Annotated in this window: 15 protein-coding genes; 4 read left to right on the top strand and 11 right to left on the bottom strand. The window is 70.9% G+C overall.

Translation table 11 applies throughout. From position 1 onward, the window contains the following. Positions 1-5 precede the first annotated feature (5 nt). Genes ngcE (KBX08_RS08075) through KBX08_RS08085 form a run of 3 tightly spaced genes read right to left on the bottom strand, consistent with a single transcriptional unit; the run spans position 6 to position 3,168 of the window. A complete protein-coding gene (gene ngcE / locus KBX08_RS08075) occupies positions 6-1,442 on the bottom strand; it encodes an N-acetylglucosamine/diacetylchitobiose ABC transporter substrate-binding protein (RefSeq protein WP_210781980.1) in 1,437 nt (478 codons plus the stop codon). A 26-nt stretch (positions 1,443-1,468) separates the two neighbouring features. Continuing rightward, positions 1,469-2,218, bottom strand: coding sequence for a sugar isomerase domain-containing protein (locus KBX08_RS08080; protein ID WP_091403970.1), 750 nt, complete (start codon positions 2,216-2,218; stop codon positions 1,469-1,471). Continuing rightward, entirely contained in the window at positions 2,215-3,168 is a 954-nt protein-coding gene (locus tag KBX08_RS08085) for a MurR/RpiR family transcriptional regulator (RefSeq protein WP_210781982.1), read from the bottom strand. Before KBX08_RS08085 ends, KBX08_RS08080 begins: the two co-directional genes overlap by 4 nt. Before the next feature lie 206 nt (positions 3,169-3,374). Here KBX08_RS08085 and KBX08_RS08090 point away from each other — a divergent pair, with 206 nt between their 5' ends. Next, positions 3,375-4,361: an N-acetylglucosamine kinase gene (locus KBX08_RS08090; RefSeq protein WP_210781984.1), complete on the top strand. Its 987-nt coding sequence runs from the start codon at positions 3,375-3,377 to the stop codon at positions 4,359-4,361. Positions 4,362-4,429: 68 nt separating this feature from the next. On the opposite strand, the gene KBX08_RS08095 is transcribed toward KBX08_RS08090, so the two are convergent. From KBX08_RS08095 to ngcE (KBX08_RS08105), 3 genes are all read right to left on the bottom strand, one after another. Next, entirely contained in the window at positions 4,430-5,329 is a 900-nt protein-coding gene (locus KBX08_RS08095; protein WP_307850479.1) for a carbohydrate ABC transporter permease, read from the bottom strand. Beyond that, entirely contained in the window at positions 5,326-6,234 is a 909-nt protein-coding gene (locus KBX08_RS08100; protein ID WP_210781986.1) for a carbohydrate ABC transporter permease, read from the bottom strand. The genes KBX08_RS08095 and KBX08_RS08100 overlap by 4 nt, the downstream gene beginning before the upstream one ends. Before the next feature lie 64 nt (positions 6,235-6,298). Then, positions 6,299-7,714, bottom strand: a complete 1,416-nt coding sequence (ngcE, locus tag KBX08_RS08105) for an N-acetylglucosamine/diacetylchitobiose ABC transporter substrate-binding protein (protein WP_210781988.1) — start codon at positions 7,712-7,714, stop codon at positions 6,299-6,301. A 193-nt stretch (positions 7,715-7,907) separates the two neighbouring features. Here ngcE (KBX08_RS08105) and KBX08_RS08110 point away from each other — a divergent pair, with 193 nt between their 5' ends. Then, positions 7,908-9,308, top strand: coding sequence for an acyltransferase (locus KBX08_RS08110; protein ID WP_210781990.1), 1,401 nt, complete (start codon positions 7,908-7,910; stop codon positions 9,306-9,308). On the opposite strand, the gene KBX08_RS08115 is transcribed toward KBX08_RS08110, so the two are convergent. From KBX08_RS08115 to KBX08_RS08130, 4 genes are all read right to left on the bottom strand, one after another. Continuing rightward, positions 9,280-10,767: a CoA-acylating methylmalonate-semialdehyde dehydrogenase gene (locus KBX08_RS08115; protein ID WP_210781992.1), complete on the bottom strand. Its 1,488-nt coding sequence runs from the start codon at positions 10,765-10,767 to the stop codon at positions 9,280-9,282. The two genes, KBX08_RS08110 and KBX08_RS08115, sit on opposite strands and share 29 nt — an antisense overlap. Beyond that, positions 10,764-12,062: an aspartate aminotransferase family protein gene (locus KBX08_RS08120; protein WP_210781994.1), complete on the bottom strand. Its 1,299-nt coding sequence runs from the start codon at positions 12,060-12,062 to the stop codon at positions 10,764-10,766. Before KBX08_RS08120 ends, KBX08_RS08115 begins: the two co-directional genes overlap by 4 nt. 233 nt (positions 12,063-12,295) lie before the next feature. Beyond that, positions 12,296-13,132, bottom strand: coding sequence for a hypothetical protein (locus KBX08_RS08125; protein WP_210781996.1), 837 nt, complete (start codon positions 13,130-13,132; stop codon positions 12,296-12,298). 32 nt (positions 13,133-13,164) lie between these two features. After that, positions 13,165-14,037 carry a hypothetical protein gene (locus KBX08_RS08130; RefSeq protein WP_210781998.1) on the bottom strand — a complete coding sequence of 291 codons (873 nt, stop codon included), beginning with the start codon at positions 14,035-14,037 and terminating at the stop codon, positions 13,165-13,167. Between the two features lie 86 nt (positions 14,038-14,123). On the opposite strand from KBX08_RS08130, the gene KBX08_RS08135 reads away from it, so the two are divergent. Beyond that, complete coding sequence (locus KBX08_RS08135; protein WP_210782000.1) at positions 14,124-15,092, top strand: hypothetical protein; 969 nt, start codon at positions 14,124-14,126, stop codon at positions 15,090-15,092. A gap of 31 nt (positions 15,093-15,123) precedes the next feature. Here the strand turns inward: KBX08_RS08135 and murD are convergent, their stop codons facing one another. After that, the gene (gene murD, locus KBX08_RS08140; protein WP_210782002.1) at positions 15,124-16,470 is read right to left on the bottom strand and encodes a UDP-N-acetylmuramoyl-L-alanine--D-glutamate ligase; all 1,347 of its coding nucleotides are present in this window, start codon (positions 16,468-16,470) and stop codon (positions 15,124-15,126) included. A gap of 82 nt (positions 16,471-16,552) precedes the next feature. On the opposite strand from murD, the gene KBX08_RS08145 reads away from it, so the two are divergent. Beyond that, complete coding sequence (locus tag KBX08_RS08145; RefSeq protein WP_210782004.1) at positions 16,553-17,902, top strand: hypothetical protein; 1,350 nt, start codon at positions 16,553-16,555, stop codon at positions 17,900-17,902. The last annotated feature ends 14 nt before the right edge of the window (positions 17,903-17,916 follow it).

Raw genomic sequence — 17,916 nt, forward strand, 5'->3', positions numbered from 1 at the left:
ATCGATCAGCGCTTGAACTTGGTGACGGAGCTGTCCTTCTTGATGGCGTCGGCGCGCTTCTGGATCCGCTCCACGAAGGCGTCCGCGTTGATCCGGCCGAACATCAGCTCGTTGGTGGCGGTACGCGCCTCCGTGTCGAGCTCCTTGTACCAACCGTCGAAGTACAGGTTGAACACGTCCTGACCGGCCGCCTTGAGCGCAGCCTGCGAGCTGGCCACACCGGGCGGGAAGGCGAAGCCCTCCGAGCCGGCGGTGACCACGGTCGGGGCCTTGACCACCTCGGTGAAGCCCTTCGCGCCCGCCGTCGAGAGCATCTGACGCATGTACTCCAGCCCGCCCTTGGGGTTCTTGCTCTTCGCCGAGACAAAGTAGCCCTCACCGGCGGTGGCGCGCAGCGCGGTGGCCGGCAGCTTGTCCGAGGCGGACAGGCTCGGCACCGGCATGAGCTGGTAGTCGAAGCCGGCCGGCGTGTCCTTCTTCTGCTCGCCCTCCAGCCAGTCACCGCTGGGGTACATGGCCACCTTGTACTGGTTCTGCCGCAGCTGCACGTCGGTGTGCTTGAGCCCCTCGAAGCTCTTGTCGCTGAACTTCGCGCCGACCTCGGCCCACGCCGCGGCGGCCTGCTTGACGGCGTCCTGCTTCCAGGCACCGTCCTCCAGGTTGTCGATGTTCTTCAGCACGTCCGTGCCGCCGATCTTGGCGGCGTGGGTGAGGATCACGTTCCACTGGTAGTAGGCAGCGTTCGCCCCGGCGTAGCCGTACGGGGTGATGCCCTTGGCCTTGATGTTCGTGAGCAGGGCGATGAACTCGTCCCAGTTCTTCGCCGGCGCCCAGCCGTTGTCCTTGAACAGCTTGCCCGAGTACCAGATGCCGAAGACGGTGGAGACGTAGTACAGGACGAACGGCTTGCCGTTGAACGAACCGGCCTCGATGGTGCCCGGCACCACTGTGTCGCGGACCTTCTTGGACGGGTCGTCGACCGACGGCGCGTCCCACAGCTCGGTGAGGTCCTGGAGCTGACCGTCGGCCACGAGCGCGCCGAAGTCCATCAGCTTCTCGCCCGAGTTGTTCACGAACTCCGGCGGGTTACCGGAGGCGAACCGCGGCTGGAGCACTGTGGAGACGGCCTGGGTGGCCTGGTGCTTGACCTCGGCCTTGGGGAACGCCTTCTTGTACAGCGGCTCGTGCACGTCGGTGGCGTACTTCTCGCCGTAGCCACCGTTGAAGATGACCACCTCGATCCCGGCGTCCTCCTTGACGCCCAGCGGGTTCTTCTCGCTCTTGGTGCCGCCGGCAACCTGCTCGTTGTCACCGTCGCTGCCGCTGGTGGCGCAGGCGCCGAGCAGGCCGATGGCCGGAGTGGCGAGCATGCCCACGGCGGCGGCGCGACGCAGCACCGTGCGACGGTCGAGTGCGGCCGGGTGTTCGGGGGTAATCGACATCGTCGTCTCTCCTTGTGGAATTCGGGTCATGCGGTACGCCGGAGACGTCCGGCGTACCGCGACTCGAGGGCGAGGTTGTGCTCGTCCCCGCCGGGGACGTTGGCGGAGAGGTAGATAGGGGGTACCTCTCCGGCCTGGTGGAACCGTCGTACCACCTCCGCGGTCAGCAACTGCGCCAGCAGCGCCGTGGTGACCGAGGAGACCGCACAGACCGCGCCGCCGCCCTCGAGCGGCAGCAGTGCATCGCCGTACGGCGCGCCGTTGTCCAGCACGACGTCGGCGAGGTCGGCGAGCCGGTGCCCGGACGGGTGCCGTGGGGCGACCCGCGCGGTGTGCTCGACCGAGGTGACCGCGATCAACGGGTGACCGCGCTCGGTGACCAGCGCCGCCAGCTCGACCACCGAGCCGTTGATGCCGGATTGGGACGCCACCACGAACACGTCGCGCGGCTGGGGCGCCGCGAGCGCGTAGATCTGGTGGGCGATGGAGGGATCACGTTCCAGCTTGGGGTCGGCGAGCACGTCACGCGGGGCGTCACCGTGCATCACCAGGTCCCGTACCGAGAGCCGGTTGGTGGGAACCAACCCGCCGGCCCGGGCGACCAACTCGGCGGCGAACGCCTCGGAGTGCCCGGCGCCGAACGCCTGGAGCACGCCGCCGTCGCGCAGGCTGTCGGCGATCAGGTCGGCGGCCCGGGTGATCCCGTCGGCCTCCGAGTCGAGCAGCCGGTCGAGCACCGGGCGGACGGCGTCCGCGTACCCCTGGGCGCTGATCATGAAAGGGTTCCCTTCGCTGCCTTGTGCCCGTCGACGGCCTGCGCTGTCCGCCGGAAGGCCGCGTGCGCCCGGTCGTGCGTGCGTTGGGCGACGGCGATGTAGAGCAGGTCGAGCACCACCAGTTGGGGGTGTCGGGCGGAGAGCGCGTCCGGCCGGAAGGTGGTTGCCTGGCTGGCCGTGAGCAGCACGATGTCGGCCAGCTCGGCCAGCGGCGAGCGGGGGAAGCCGGTGAGCGCGAGCGTGGTGGCGCCCCGGCTGCCCGCCTCGGCGAGCATCTCGATCGTCTCCCGGGTCTGACCGGTGTGCGAGATGCCGAGCGCCACGTCCCCCGATCGCAGCAACGCGGCGCTGGCCAGCCCCTCGTGCACGTCGTTCCACGCCCACGCCGCCACACCGATGCGGTGCAGGCTGAACTGCATCTCCTCACCGACCAGGGCGCTACCGCTGGCACCGAAGATGTTCACCCTGCTGGCGCCGGCGATCGCCACCGCGGCCCGCTCCACCTCGGCGAGGTCGAGCAGGGTGGCGGTGTCGTGCATGGCCCGGGTGTCGGCGGCCATGATCTGGTCGAGCACCCGGGCGAGCGGGTCGCTCGGCTGGATCTCCCGGCCGATGTCGACGGTCCAACCCGCCGAGCGGGCCCGGCCGGTCTCGGAGGCGATGCCCAGGCGCAGGTCGGCGTACCCCTCGAAGCCCATCGCCCGGCAGAAGCGGGTGATGGTCGCCGGTGAGGTCCCACTGCGCTCGGCCAGCTCGACGATGGTCGAGCGGGCGGCGGCCTCCGGGTCGCTGAGCACGTGCTCGGCGACCCGACGCAGGGCGCCGGTCAACTCGCCGAGCCCGTTGCGAACCCGGGCCAACACCCCGTCGGAGGCCGAGGTCCGGCGCTCGATCACGTCGGCGTCGACCACCGCGGTCCCCGCGGCGGTGTCCACCTCGTGATCAACCATGAGACGCCTCAGCTTTCCGAAAAGACTGTTAACTGTTAGTGGTAAAAGTTCTTACTGAACGACCCTCTGTGTCAAGACTGTGGGCGAAGTTTTCAAACTGTTACCTGCTGCACAGCCCTCCACGCCCGCCACAACTTGCCCCACGCGACCCCGCCGACCAGCATGAACAAGCCAGATCGCCGTTCCGCGCAAGGAGACCCGTGCCGATGTCCGACAACGTCGTGGTGGGTCTCGATATCGGCGGTACGTCCACCCGGGCGACCGTCCTCACCCTCACCGGGCAACGCGTCGGCACCGGCCGCGCCGGCGGCGGCAACCCCACCAGTCACGGCGCCGAGCGCGCCGCCGCCGAACTGCTGACCGCGCTCCGAGAGGCGCTCGCCGACGTCGACCCGACGCGGGCGGCCGCCGGCACCATCGGGCTCGCCGGAGCCGGCCGGCTGCTCGCCGACCCGGCCGGGCGGGCCGCCTTCGACCAGGCCTGGCACGACGCCGGCCTGCGCTGCCCGTACGAGGTGCACGGCGACGCCCTGGTCGCGTACGCCTCCGGCACCGCCGCCACCGACGGAACCATCCTCATCGCCGGCACCGGCGCGATCACCGCCCAGGTCCACGAGCTGCGGCTCGACCGGATCGCCGACGGCCACGGCTGGCTGCTCGGCGACGCCGGCTCGGGCTTCTGGCTCGGTCGGGAAGCCGTGCGCCGGCTGCTCGCCGACCTCGACGCCGGCCGCGAGCTTGGCGCGCTGACCACGACCGTGCTCACCGAAATTCTCGGCAGCGCCGACATCGCCGCCCACCCCCGGGACACCGTCGACGCCACCATCCAGACGGTGACCCGGCGACCCCCCATCGAACTGGCCCGGCTCGCGCCGCTGGTCGTCGACGCCGCCACCCACGGCGACCCGGTCGCCACCGCGCTGATCACCGAAGCCGCCGGGCACCTCACCGAGAGCGTGAGCCGCATCCGCCCCGCCGGAGCGGTGACACCGATCGTCCTCGGCGGCGGGCTGCTCACCGCGGACACCCCGCTCGCCGCCGCCGTCCGGGCCGAGATCGCGCGACACTGGCCGGACGCGCCACTGCGCACCGCCGGAGACGGGGCCGCCGCCGCAGCCTGGCTCGCCGCCCGTGGCCTACCCGAGGTGACCGACCCGGCCGCCCTGCACGCCCACCTCTTCCCAACCCCCTGAGCCACCACCCTGCACCCGCCACCCTCACGCCGGAGTGGCGATCGGGATCGGTCAGAGGTGGGTGTGTCCTACTTGAGCTGACCCGCGGTGAGGCCGGACTGCACCTGCCGCTGGAAGGCCGCGTAGACAGCGAGCACCGGGAGCACAGCGATACTCAGCCCGGCGAAGAGCCGAGCGTAGTCGCCGGCGTACCCCTGGCTGACCGACAGCGCGAACAGCCCCTGCGCCAGCATCCACTTGGACTCGTCGCCCTGCAACAGCACCTGCGGTAGCAGGAACTGGTTCCAGTGGCTGAGGAAGTTGAAGATCGCCACACTGATCAGTCCCGGACGGGCCATCGGCAGCATCACCCGGAAGAAGAGCCGGAAGTGACCGCAGCCGTCGACCAGCGCGGCCTCCGCCACCGAGGTCGGCAGGGTCCGGAAGAACGCGGTCAGGAAGAACACGGTGAACGGCAGCGAGTAGGCCGCGTACACGAGGATCAGCCCGAGCCAGGTGTTGAACAGACCGGCGTTGCGGACCACGAAGAACAGCGGCACCAGGGCGAGGAACACCGGGAACATCAGGCCGCCGACGAACAGGTAGTAGACGACCTGGCGGCCGCGGAACTCGTAGCGGGCGAAGACGTACGCGGCGGTGGCGCCCATCAGCATGGTGAGGCTGACCGAGCCGGCCACCACCACCAGGCTGTTGATGAAGTACCTGCCGATGTGCGCGCCGGTCCAGGCCCGCGCCCAGTTGTCCAGGTGCAGCGCGCCGGGCAGCCCCCACGGGTCGGCGAGGATCTCAGCGTTGGTCTTGAACGAGCTGATGAACATCCACAACAGCGGCAGTACGGTGAGCAGGCCCCAGAGCAGCAGGAAGCCGTGCGAGAGGGCGTTGGCCACGCCGAGTTCCCGGCGGAGCGGGCGGTCCCCGCTGGTGACCGGGGTCGGGGCGGTCGCGGTGGGCTGATCCAGAGTGGTCACGTGTACTCGATCCGTTCGCGCCGGCCGACCCGCAGCGACAGCACCGCCACCGAGAGGGTCAGGAAGAACATCACCACGCCGATCGCCGAGGCGTAGCCGAACTTGGTCTCGCTGCCGAAAGCGGTGTCGTACATGCGTACGCCGATCACGTCGGTGGAGAAGTTCGGCCCGCCGTTGGTCATCAGCTGCACGAGGATGAACCCGTCCAGGGCGAAGATGGCCAGGTAGACCCAGGCGACCTGGACGGTGTCCCAGAGCAGCGGCAGGGTGACCCGGCGCAGGGTGGTGAACCGGGACGCGCCGTCGAGCAGGACTGCCTCGTAGATCTCCTTCGGTACGGCCGACATCGCCGCGCCGAACAGCACCACGTAGAAGCCGACGTTGCTCCAGACCATCACCGCCAGCACGCACCAGAAGGCGGTCGCCGGGTCGCCCAGCCAGGTCGGCGCGGGCAGACCGAGGCCGTGCAGAGCGCTGGTGAGCAGCCCCTGGTTGGGGTGGTACACCTCCTTCCACAGCAGCGCGATGATCACCACGGAGAGCACCTGTGGGAAGAAGTAGACAGTGCGGTAGAGCGCGCCGCCGCGTACGCCGGTGACGCCGGCACTGCCCTTGCGCCCGCCCATGGCGAGCATGGTGGCGAAGAAGAGCCCGAGCACGATGGTGAGCACCGGCACCAGTCCGAGCAGGATCGCGTTGTTCTTCAGCGCGTTCCACACGTAGTCGTCGTGCCAGAGGGTCTTGAAGTTGGCCAGGCCGACCGGGTTGGCGTCGGCGGAGTAGCCGAGCCAGTCGGTGGTGGAGATCTGGAACGCCTGGAGGTACGGCGAGACGACGAAGAACACGTACAGCAGCACCGGTGGCACCAGGAACGTGACGATCAGCGGCCACTTGCCATGTTTCACGAGAGGGACCTCTCCGTTGGGGTACGGCCGGTGGGGGCGGACCTCTCCCCCACCGGCCGGGCGGTCAGGCCGCTCGCTTGTACTTCTTGATCGAGCTGTCCTGGGCGATCGAGTCGGCGCCCTTCTGGCACTGTTCGAGGAACTCGGTGGGGCCGATCCGGCCGCTGAAGAACTCGCCGCACGCGGCGTCGACGAGGTTGCGCTCCAACTTGCGGTAGAAGCTGTTGTAGACCCAGTTGAAGCCGTTGGCGCCGGACGCGTCGAGGGCCTTGACCACTGTGCTCAGCCCGTACGGCAGCTCGACGCCCTCGGTGGCGCCGGCGACCACTGTGAGGCTGGCGACCTTCTTCGTGAAGTCCTGGGCGCCCTTCTTGGAGAGCATGGTCCGGAAGTACTCCAGGCCACCGGCGACGTTGCGGGCCTTGGCGGGCACCATGAACGGTTCCCCGGCGGTGCCCCGGATCGCCTCGAACGGCAGTTTGTCGCCGCCGCCCAGGCTCGGCGTCGGCGCGATGGTCATGTTGAACCCGGCCGGGGTGACGTCCTTCTGCTCGCTCTCCAGCCAGGAGCCGCAGGAGATGAAGGCGGCCTTGCCCTGACACCAGGCGGTCTGCGACTGCTTGTGGTCCAGGCCGGGCGAGCCGTCCAGGATGTACTTGTCCTTGACGATCTGGTGCCAGGCGTCGGCGGCGGCGCGCATCGAGTCGGACTTCCAGGCGTTCGGCTCCAGGTTGTCGATGGCGGTCGCCACCGACGGGCCGCCGAACTTGATCGCCGTGGAGATCAGCGGCCAGCTCATGTAGCGCGGGTGCAGGCCGGCGTACGTCCAGGGGGCGATGCCGGCGGCCTTGATCTGCTTGCAGAGCGCGATGTGCTCGTCCCAGGTCTTCGCGTACGACCAGCCGCGGTCGGCGAAGAGCTTGGCGGAGTGCCAGATGCCGTAGGCGGTGTAGGTGTAGTTGAGCACCAGGAACTTGCCGTCGTAGGAGCCGACCTCGACCGCGCCGGGCAGCAGGGTGTCCTTGACCGTCTTGCCGGGGATGTCGAGGCTCGGGGCGGCCAGCAGCTCGTCGAGGCCGGCGAGGGCGTTCTGGCTGACCAGGCCGTTGAAGTCGATCTGGCTGGAGCCGGAGTTGTTGACCACGTCCGGCGGGGTGCCGTCGACGAAGCGCGGCTGGAGGGTCTTGCTGATCTCCTGGGTGGAGGAGTGCTTGATCTTCGCCTTCGGGTACTTCTCGGTGTACATGGCCTCGTGGGCCTTGGCGTACTCCTCACCGAACCCGCCGCCGAAGATCACCACCTCGAGTGGGGCGTCCTCCTTCACGCCGAGCGGGTTCTGCGCGCTCTTGGTGCCCTGGTAGGTCTCGGCATCGTTCTTGTCACCGCCACCGCTGGTGGCGCAGCCGGACAGCAGGCCGGCGGCGGGGGTGGCCAGGAGGCCGGCGGCGGCGCTGCGCCGCAGGATGTCACGCCTGTTCATGGGTTCTCCTCGGGTCGGGTCGGGCGGATCGCCGGTCTGTGGGGGGAGGCGTCCGCCGCGCGAGGGGCGGTAGTTCTCTTCAGTTCATGCTCTGTTGCTGAAGAATTTCTACGACAGCTGGGCTCGGACTTCAAGTCCTGACTGTCGAACCGTTATCACCACCAGCCGCCGCCGGGTCGCCTAGCCTGAGGCGATGCGCCGTCTGCGCGAGCTGGCCGAGCGCACCCCGGCTGGGCGGGAACGGTACGTCGACCTGCTCCGCGCGCTCGCCATCACCATGGTCGTTTTCGGACACTGGAGCGTCACGGTGATCGGCCGCGACCCCGGCGGGCAGGCCACCGGGCACTCAGCGCTCGGCGACCTGCGCTGGGCGTACCCGCTGACCTGGCTGGCCCAGGTGATGCCGGTCTTCTTCCTGGTCGGGGGGTACGCCAACGCGGCCTCGCTGACCCGGCTGCGGGCCCGCGGCGGCGACGCCGCCGGCTGGCTGATCGACCGCAGTGCCCGCCTGGTCCGGCCCACCAGCACGCTGCTGCTGGTGCTCAGCGCAGCCGCGGCGCTCGCCTGGCCGCTCGGCGCCGACCCCACCCAGATCCGCGAGGTGTTCTGGTTCGCCACCATTCCGCTCTGGTTCCTGGTCGCCTACCTGGCGGCGGTCGTGCTCACCCCACCGATGTACGCGCTGCACCGCCGCCTCGGCCTGGCCGTGCCGCTGGCGCTCGTCACACTGGTCGGCCTCGGCGACCTCGGCCGGCTGAGCGGGCCGGAGGAGCTGAGCTACGGCAACTACCTGTTCGGTTGGCTCGCCGTCCACCAGCTCGGCTTCGCCTGGCACGACGCCCACACCGCGCCACCACCTGCCGAGACCGACGCTGCCGGGCCGTCGACTCCCGACCGTCCAGGGGTACGCCGACGGCGGCTGCCCACCTCCCGCCGGGCCGGTCTGGTCTTCCTGGCGGGTGGGCTGGGCGCGGTGCTGCTGCTCACCGTCCTCGGCCCCTGGCCGGTGGCCATGCTCAAGGTGCCCGACGAACGGCTCGACAACGCCGCGCCACCCAGCCTCGCGTTGCTGGCCGTCGCCACCGGCCAGCTCGGTCTGATCCTGCTGCTGCGCGGCCCGGCCGAGCGACTGCTGCGCCGCACCGGGCCGTGGCAGCTGGTGATCGGAGTCAACCTGGTGGTGCTGACCGTCTTCCTCTGGCACCTGACCGCCGCGATCCTGCTGATCGGGTTGCTCGACGCGGTCGGGACGCTGCCCACCCCGGCGGTTGACACGGCCGCCTGGTGGGCCTGGCGGGTGCCCTGGTTGCTGCTGCTCAGCGCCGTTCTGGCGGTGCTGGTCGCCATCTTCGGGCCGGTGGAGGCCCGCAGCGGCCGGCACCGCAGCGGGCGACGGCCCCCTCGGGGCACCCCGGCCCGGGCGGCGTTGGCGGTGGCCGGCTACGCCGCCGTGGTGGCCGCGCTGCTCGTCAACAGCACCACGCCGAAGCAGGCCCCGGAGCCGCTCGGCACGCCCGTCCCGGCGCTGGTGGCGTACCTGGCCGGGGCGGGCGTGCTGCGACTGCTCAGGTCTGGGTGGGGAACCCGAGGTTGACCCCGCCGTGGCGCGGATCCAACCAGCGGCTGGTGACGACCTTGCCCCGGGTGAAGAAGCGCACGCCGTCCTCGCCGTGCGCGTGCAGGTCACCGAAGAGCGACGACTTCCAGCCGCCGAACGAGTGGTACGCCATCGGCACCGGGACGGGCACGTTGATCCCGACCATGCCCACCTCCACCTCATGCTGGTAACGCCGGGCCGCCCCGCCGTCGTTGGTGAAGATCGCCGTGCCGTTGCCGTACGGGCTGGCGTTGACCAGGTCCACCGCCTCGTCGTACGAGCCGACCCGGACCACGCTCAGCACCGGCCCGAAGATCTCGTCGGTGTAGATCGACATGTCCGGGGTCACCCGGTCGAAGAGCGTCGGACCGAGCCAGAAACCGTCCGGGTCGCCGTCCGGCGTCACGTCCCGCCCGTCCACCACCGGCACCGCACCGGCGGCGACACCGGCGTCCACGTAGGAGCGCACCTTCGCCTCGTGCGCGGCGGTCACCAGCGGGCCCATGTCGCAGCCCCGTCGGCCGTCGCCGGTGCGTAGACCGGTCACCCGTGCGGCGATCCGCTCGACCAGCGCGTCCGCCACCGGCTCCACCGCCACCAGCACCGAGATGGCCATGCACCGCTCCCCCGCCGAGCCGAATCCGGCGTTGACCGCCGCGTCGGCGGCCAGGTCCAGATCGGCGTCCGGCAGCACCACCATGTGGTTCTTCGCCCCACCGAGCGCCTGCACCCGCTTGCCGACGGCGGTGCCGCGTTGGTAGACGTACCTGGCGATCGGGGTGGAGCCGACGAACGACACCGCCCGTACCTCCGGGTGCTCCAGCAACGCGTCGACCGCCTCGGAGTCGCCGTTGACCACGTTGAGCACCCCGTCGGGCAGGCCCGCCTCGGCGAACCACTCGGCCAGCAGCAGCGCCGCGCTCGGGTCCTTCTCGCTCGGCTTGAGCACCACCGCATTACCGCAGGCCACCGCCACCGGCACGAACCACAGCGGCACCATCACCGGGAAGTTGAACGGGGAGATCACCGCGACCACGCCGAGCGGCTGCCGGATCGTGTACGAGTCGACCTCGGTGGACACGTTCTCGCTGAACGCGCCACGCAGCGCCGACGCCAGACCGCACGCGTACTCGATGACCTCCAGGCCGCGCTGCACCTCGCCGGCGGCGTCGGCGAGCACCTTGCCGTGCTCGGCGGTGATCACCTCGGCGAGCCGGTCCCGCCGGCCGTGCACCAGCTCCCGAAAGGCGAACAGCACAGCGGACCGCCGGGCCAGCGACGCGTCCCGCCAGGTCCGCGCCGCGCGGGCGGCGGCCTGCACCGCAACGTCGACGTCCACGGTCGAGGCCAGCTCGACCTCTGCGGTACGCCGACCGGTCGCCGGGTCGAACACGTCGCCGCGCCGCTGCGACGTGCCGCCGACCCGCTTGCCGTCGATGAAGTGACCGATGCTCATGCCGCCACCCCCGCAGCCGAACGGATCGCGTCGACGAGGATCGCCAGGCCCTCACGGGCCTCCTCCTCGGTCAGCGTCAACGGTGGGCCCATCCGCAGCACGTTGCCGTGCAGACCGCCCTTGCCGGTCAGCAGGCCACCGTCCCGGGCGGCTTCGAAGACCCGGTTGGTCAGCGCCGGATCCGGCTCACTGCCGCCCGGCCGGACGAACTCGACGCCGAGCATCAGCCCCTTTCCGCGTACCTCGGCGACGCAATCGAGCCCGCCCACGGCGGACCGCAGGCCGTCGGCGAGGATCGCGCCGACGCGGGCCGCGTTCGCCTGGAGGTCGTGCGCGATCAGGTAGTCGAGCACCGCGTTGCCGGCCGCCGTGGAGATCGGGTTGCCGCCGAAGGTGGAGAAGCTGATGGCCGGCACCGACTCCAGCACCTCGGCCCGGCCGACCACCCCGGCCAGGGCGAACCCGTTGCCGATGCCCTTGGCGAAGGTGAGCAGGTCCGGGGTGACGCCGTGCGCCTGGTAACCCCAGAAGTGCTCCCCGGTACGCCCCCAACCGGTCTGCACCTCGTCGGCGATGAACAGGATGCCGTGCTCGTCGAGGACCTTCTTCCAGCCGGCGAAGAGCCCGTCCGGCGGGTGCACGAAACCGCCCACGCCCTGGATCGGCTCGGCGATCAGCGCGGCCACGTCACCGGCGGTCTGGGTGGCCAACACCTCGCGCAGGTCCTCCACCGCCGCGTCGACCTGCTCGTCGGCGCTGAGCCGGGCCAGCAGACCCCGCACCCGGTCACCGGAGTGCAGCCAGGCCACCTGGAGCGGGTTGAGGCCGCTGGCCGACCAGTTGCGGTTGCCGGTGACGCCCATCGCCGCGTACGACCGGCCGTGGTAACTGTTGCGCACGGCCAGGATCTGGTGCGAGCGGCGGTGGTTGGTGGCGACCAGCAGCGCCGCCTCGTTCGCCTCGGTGCCGGAGTTGGTGAAGAACACCCGGGCGTCCGGGATGCCGGAGCGCTGGGCGATCTTCTCGGCCAGCTCCACCTGTTGGCGGATCAGGTAGAGCGTCGAGGTGTGCGCGATGCCGGTGGCGAGCTGCCGCTCGACGGCCTCCCGGATCTCCGGAATGTCGTACCCGATCATGTTCGTCAGTACGCCGCCGAAGAAGTCCAGGTAGCTGCGCCCCTGCGCGTCGGTGACCCGGCGGCCCGAGCCGGAGACCAACTCGAGCGGCTCGGCGTAGTACAACGGCATCCAGGACGGGAGCACGGCCCGATGCCGGGCCAGCAGGTCGTCGGTCATCGTGGCAACCCTTCAGCGGCGTTCGTGGATACCGCACGCTCCCACCGCCGGCCGACGCGAACAACTGTCAGCCTGTAGCGCATGGACGTCCCGACCTGACAGCACGTCAACGGTTTCCACGGCGAGGATTGGCCTTGACCCGTGATTTCCGCCGCGCTCATGGGGAAATACCACTCGATCCGTAGCCTCGCCGGCCACCGCCACCCTGGGTCGGTCCACTGTCGCCGAGTTGGTCAGGGAAGGCCGGTAGGTGTCTGTGGCTCGGTCGCCGACCGCAACGCCCGCGGCGGGCGGCCCGCCGCCCGCGCGTGCGCGACCTGGCGGGGGCGCAACGGCAGGTGCAGGGCGGCGGCGACCACCGCGAAGGCCGCCCAGCCGGCACCCAGCGCCGCAGCCGACGAGACGTCCTGAAGGTAGTGGTAGGCGGTGAGGAAACCGACCAGCGCGAGGCTGTTGCGGGCGAAGTGCCGACTGAACTCGGTCAACTGCCGGCGGGCCTCCACGGCGACCAGCACCCCCGAGTACGGGAACGTCACCACCATGCCGCGCAGCACCGCGCCGAGCAACTGGGTGAGGACCGCCCCAACGAAGATCACCACCAGTTTGAGCAGCGCCGGCAACCCGTCCGGGCGGGTCTCCGCGACGGCGACCGCCTCCTCGGCGAGAACGGCGGGCGGGCCGACGCCACGGCTGTCGCTGTGGCTGGCACGACGACGCAGCCACAGGATGGCCGCCAGCCAGAGCACGAGCGTCACGGCCAGAGCCACCTCGAACGAAATGTGGACGGCCAACAGGCCGGCGCTCAGCGCCACGTAGACGGCGATCCCCGCGACGTCGGCGAGCAGGATCGGCCAACGCCACCGCTGGTGGGTGACCGCCACGGTGACGAAGAAGAGGTTGAGCCCGAGCACACCGAGCACCTGCGCGCCCTCCACCCGATAGTCGGTGGTGAGCAGGGCGAGCGTCATCGGCAGCGGCAGGCTGTAGACCAGCGCGCGGAGCCGGACGGAGCGGATCACGCTGACCACCCAGACCACGGCCGTCACCAGCAGGACCGCGCTCCACGTCATGACTCACCCGTTCCCGCCCCGGTGGGGGGCCGTCAGTCCTGGAAGGTCGCGGCGTTCGCGCAGAGGTCGAACACGCGGGTGAGCCGAGCGACGTCCGTCCGGTTGACCGAGAACTGATTCTCGCCGATCTCGCCGTGCGCGGTCATGTGGGCCTCCCAACAGCTCGACCCGTCCCAGAGTGTCAAGTTCACGTGCAGGTGCGGACTCACCACCCCGAGAGGCAGCAGACCCACCCGCGCCCCGGCCGCGCGCTGCTTCTCCACCAGGGCGGACAGGTCGTCGGTCAGCGTGGCGTAGACGAAGACCCGGGTGATCTGGACACCCCGTTGCAGGGCCTCCACATTGGCCTCCCAGTAGCGCCGGCCGATCTCACTGCGCCACCAGCTCAGCTCACCGCTCACCCGGGGCATCACGTTGGTCAACCCGTCCAGCCGACGTACACAGGCGCGGGTCGCGCCGACCAGATCCTCGTCCTCGTCACCGCGCCGGATGATCCGGCCGTCCGCGAGCTGCTCGGCCTCCAACCGGAACTGCTCGTAGCGCCGCTGCGCCTCCACCGCGACCCGGGTGCCCGCGTGCTGCTCGGCCGCCTCCCGCATGGCCCCGGCCAGCTCCGTCGTGGTGCGGACCAGCCAGGGCGGGCCGTCCAACAGGGTGCGCAGGTGGAAGCGGCGCTCCGCGCGGGCCAGTGAGTCGACCAACAGCGAGATGGTGATGCCCATCAGGCCGGCCAACAGCGACTCCACCCCGGAGGCGGCGTTGCTCAGGTCGAGCACGACGCTGAGGGTGATCGACAGCGTGATGCCGACCAACGCCACCGGGTCGGTGTGCGCCACCAGCCGGACGAAGCCGGCGGTGGAGCCGCCGCCCTCCCGTAACCGTTGACGGGCCACGTCACGGGTCATCGAGATCCCCCAATCAGCCGCTCCCGCCAGCGTAGACAGCAACCACAACCACCGGCCCCGCCGCGGCGGGCCGGTAGCATCCGGCTGTGCAGAGAGCGGACGCGGCGCTGTCGACCGGAACGGACGACGAGCGGATCACGGCGGATATCCAGACCTGGGTCTGCTCCACCCCGCTCCGCGGCCTGGTCGCCCACTTCGGCGGCACCTGGCCCGACGGTGACCTCACCGACGTGCTCCGCTTCCTCGACGACTTCTCCGCCCGCCACTGGGACTTCCGGGGCGGCCGGGAACGGCCCGACGCCCGGGAGCCCGACCTCGACCCGGCCACCGCGACACTGGTGCTCGACGCGGCCGCCGCGCTCGGGCTGATCCACCCGGTGCCACCGGCCCGGTCGGCGTACGCCGACCTGGTGGTGCTCGGCGGCCTGGCGCACGCCTGCGTACGCCGCGTCGGCTACGCCGCGCACCTGCTCCGCGCCGGCCTACCGGTGAGCGGCGAGGTCGCCGTGCTGGGCAGCTTCCGGCCGCTGTCGGACTGGGAACGCCGCACGCTCGCCGAGGCGGGCCTGCCGGCCGACCAGACCGAGGTGGACGTGCTGGACACGGCCGTCCGCCGGGTGTTCGAGGTGGCCGCTCCGGCCGAGCAGGACGGCGTCGACGCCGGCCACCCGCACCACTCCTGGTCGTCGCGGACCTACCGACCCGATGGGCTGCCGCCGATCCGGGTACTGGCCGCGCCGTCCAGCGAACCCGACCAGCGGCGGGCCCACACCGCCGACACCCAGCGGTTCTGGGCCGGCCACGTCCGGCTCGCGCCGGGCGACAAGGTCCTGATGGTCACCGCGCCGATCTACGTGCCGTTCCAGCACTGCGACGCGCTGCGCACACTGGCAGTGCCGTACGGGTGCACCATCGATACGGTCGGGGTGGACCCGGCGCTTGCCGACCTGGCGGTGCTGCCCGAGCAGACACTCACGCCTGGGCGCTACCTCCAGGAGATCCGCTCGGCGATCCGCTCGATGCGCGCCCTGTACGCCGGGCTTCATCCACGCTGACCTGGAAGGCCCGGCCCGCCGCCGAGTGGTCTCAGCGGGCGGTGTCGGCGACGGCCTTGGCGAAGACCTCGGAGCGGTGCTCGAAGTTGCGGAACCGGCCGTAGCTGGGCGCGGCCGGGGACAGCAGCACCACCCCGCCGGCCGGGGTCACCTCGCGGGACAGCCGGACCGCGTCCACCAGATCGTCGACCAGTTCGGTACGCACCTTCGGCAGGCCGGCGAGCACCTCGACGATCCGGGTGCCGCTGTCCGGAATCCCGATCACCGTCAGCTCCCGCTCGGCCAGGTGCTCGGCCAACGGCGTGTAGTCCAGACCCCGGTCGTTGCCCCCGACGATCACCGTCAACGGCCGCCCGTCGTACGCGTCGATGGCGTGCATGGCCGCGTACGGGCTGGTGGCCAGCGTGTCGTCGACGAACGTCAGCCCGGACGGGTCGGTGATCTCGGTGAGCCGGTGGGCCAGCCCCTGGAATTCGGCGACCGCGACCGCGAGGTGGTCCTTACCGGCCACCACGTCAACGCCGAGCGCGTCGAGCACGGCGAGCGCGACACAGAGGTTGCCCTCGTTGTGCCGGCCGACCAGCGGCAGCACCGCACGCGGGAAGAGCGGCTGGTCACCGAAGTGGAACCACTGCGTACCGTCGGCGCCGGTGGCGACGTGGGTGGTGTCGGGGCGACCGGCGCGGACCGCCGGCAGCTCACCCAGCTCCGCGGCGAGCCGGGGATCGCCACCGTTGACCACTATCGTCTGCGGGTCGTGGGCGAGCAGGTTGAGCTTGTCCCGGTAGTACTCCCGTTCCCCACCGTGCGCGTCCAGGTGCTCCGGGAAGAGCGCGGTGACCACCGCCACCCGGGGCGAGTCGGTGAGGTCGCTGCACTGGTAGCTGGACAGCTCCAACACGTACAGCTCCGCGTCCGGCAGGTCCAGGGTCGGCACCCCGATGTTGCCGCCGAAGACGTTCGGCCGGCCCATCGCGGTGAGCAGGTGACTGATCAGGCTGGACGTGGTGCTCTTGCCCTTGCTGCCGGTGACCCCGACGGTGCGCGCGGCGTGGTCGGCCATCCACAACGCGGTGCCCTGGGTCACCAGGATCCCGCGTCGGCGCAGCTCGATGAGCCACGGGTGGGTCTGGGGCACGCCCGGGGAGCGGACCACCACGTCCGCGGCGGCCAGCCGTTCGAAGCCCGCCTCGCCGGTGACCAGCGGCGCCGCCTCGGCCAGGGGGCCGTCCCAGGGCAACGACAGGAAGTTCGCGCTGTCGTCGACGGCGACCAGCTCAGCCGGGCCGTGCGCGGCGATGGCGGTCACAGCGGCCCGGCCCTCCCGACCGGTGCCCCAGACGGCGACGGTACGTCCGCGCAGGTCAGAAAGGCGCACGGGGCTCTCCTCGTGGGTCACGGCGGCGGCAGGGCGGGCCCGGTCCGGACACGGCCGGACGAACCAGGGCCTAGTATGGCGTGTGCCCAACGAGCAGCTCCGGCGGATGGACGCCTTCACCTTCCCGTCCTACTCGATCGACTTCGCTACCGGCGAGGTGTTGTTCGACTACGCCCTGACCGGCCCGGCCGGTGAGCAGCGGTTCACCGAGGTGATCACGCTTCCGCTGCCGGCGGAACCGCCCTCCGACGAGACGGTGGCGACCCTCAACCGGGTGCTGGAGGTGCTGCACCTCGTCGCCGGGGTCAGCTACTACAAGGCCGCCGCGCCGCCCCGACTCGTGCTGCCGGCGCCGCTGGGCGCGGCCACCGTCGACTACGTCACGGCCGTCTACACCAAGGGCCTCGCGGAGTACGCGTACCGCAACCAACTGCCGCACGTGCTCGAGCTGCGCCCGGAGGCGCCGGCCGGCACCCCGGAGTCACCCCGGGTGTACGACGACTCGGACCGTCGCCCGCTCTCGGCGGTCGGCGGCGGTAAGGACTCGATCGTGAGCCTGGAGGCGCTGCGCCGCGCCGAACTGGACCCGGTGCCGTTCTCGGTCAACCCGAACCACGTGATCGTCGCCGTCAACGAGGCGTCCGGGCTGGTCCCGCTGGCCGCCCGGCGGCGCATCGACCCGGTGCTGTTCGACCTGAACGCGGCCGGCGCGCTGAACGGGCACATCCCGGTCACCGCCATCAACTCCCTGATCGCGGTGGCCACCGCCGTCCTGCACGGGCTGGGCCCGGTGGTGATGTCCAACGAGCGTTCGGCGTCCGACCCGAACCTGGTCTGGAACGGCCACGAGATCAACCACCAGTGGTCCAAGGGCGTCGAGGCGGAGGGGTTGCTGCGGGCGTCGCTGGCCGAGCACGCCGGCCTGACCGACCCGTACTTCTCCCTGCTGCGTTCGCTGTCCGAGCTGCACATCGCCCGACTGTTCGCCGAGTTCACCCGGTACGACGACGTGGTGACCAGCTGCAACCAGGCGTTCAAGCTGCGCGACGCGAGTGAGCGCTGGTGCCGTGACTGCCCGAAGTGCCGCTTCGTCTTCCTGGCCATGGCGCCGTTCATGCCACGGGAGCGGGTCACCCACATCTTCGGCGGTGACCTGCTGGCCGACGAGTCGCAGATCCCCGGCTACCGCGAGTTGCTGGGCGTGGACGGGCACAAGCCGTTCGAGTGCGTGGGCGAGGTCGAGGAGTCGGTGGTGGCCCTCGGCCTGCTCGCCGAGCAGGACCAGTGGCGCGACGCCCCGGTGATCCAGGCCCTGGTCGACGCCGTCCCGGAGACGGCCTGGTCCGCAGTGGCCCACTCGGACGTCTTCACCCCCGGCGGCCGCAACCACATCCCACCCACGTACGCCAAAGCCCTGAATTCCCTCACCTGACTCGGAAGTGGGCC

Origin of the sequence: Micromonospora sp. H61 (genome assembly GCF_018070325.1) — a bacterium.
In the GTDB taxonomy this organism is placed as follows: Bacteria; Actinomycetota; Actinomycetes; order Mycobacteriales; family Micromonosporaceae; genus Micromonospora; species Micromonospora salmantinae.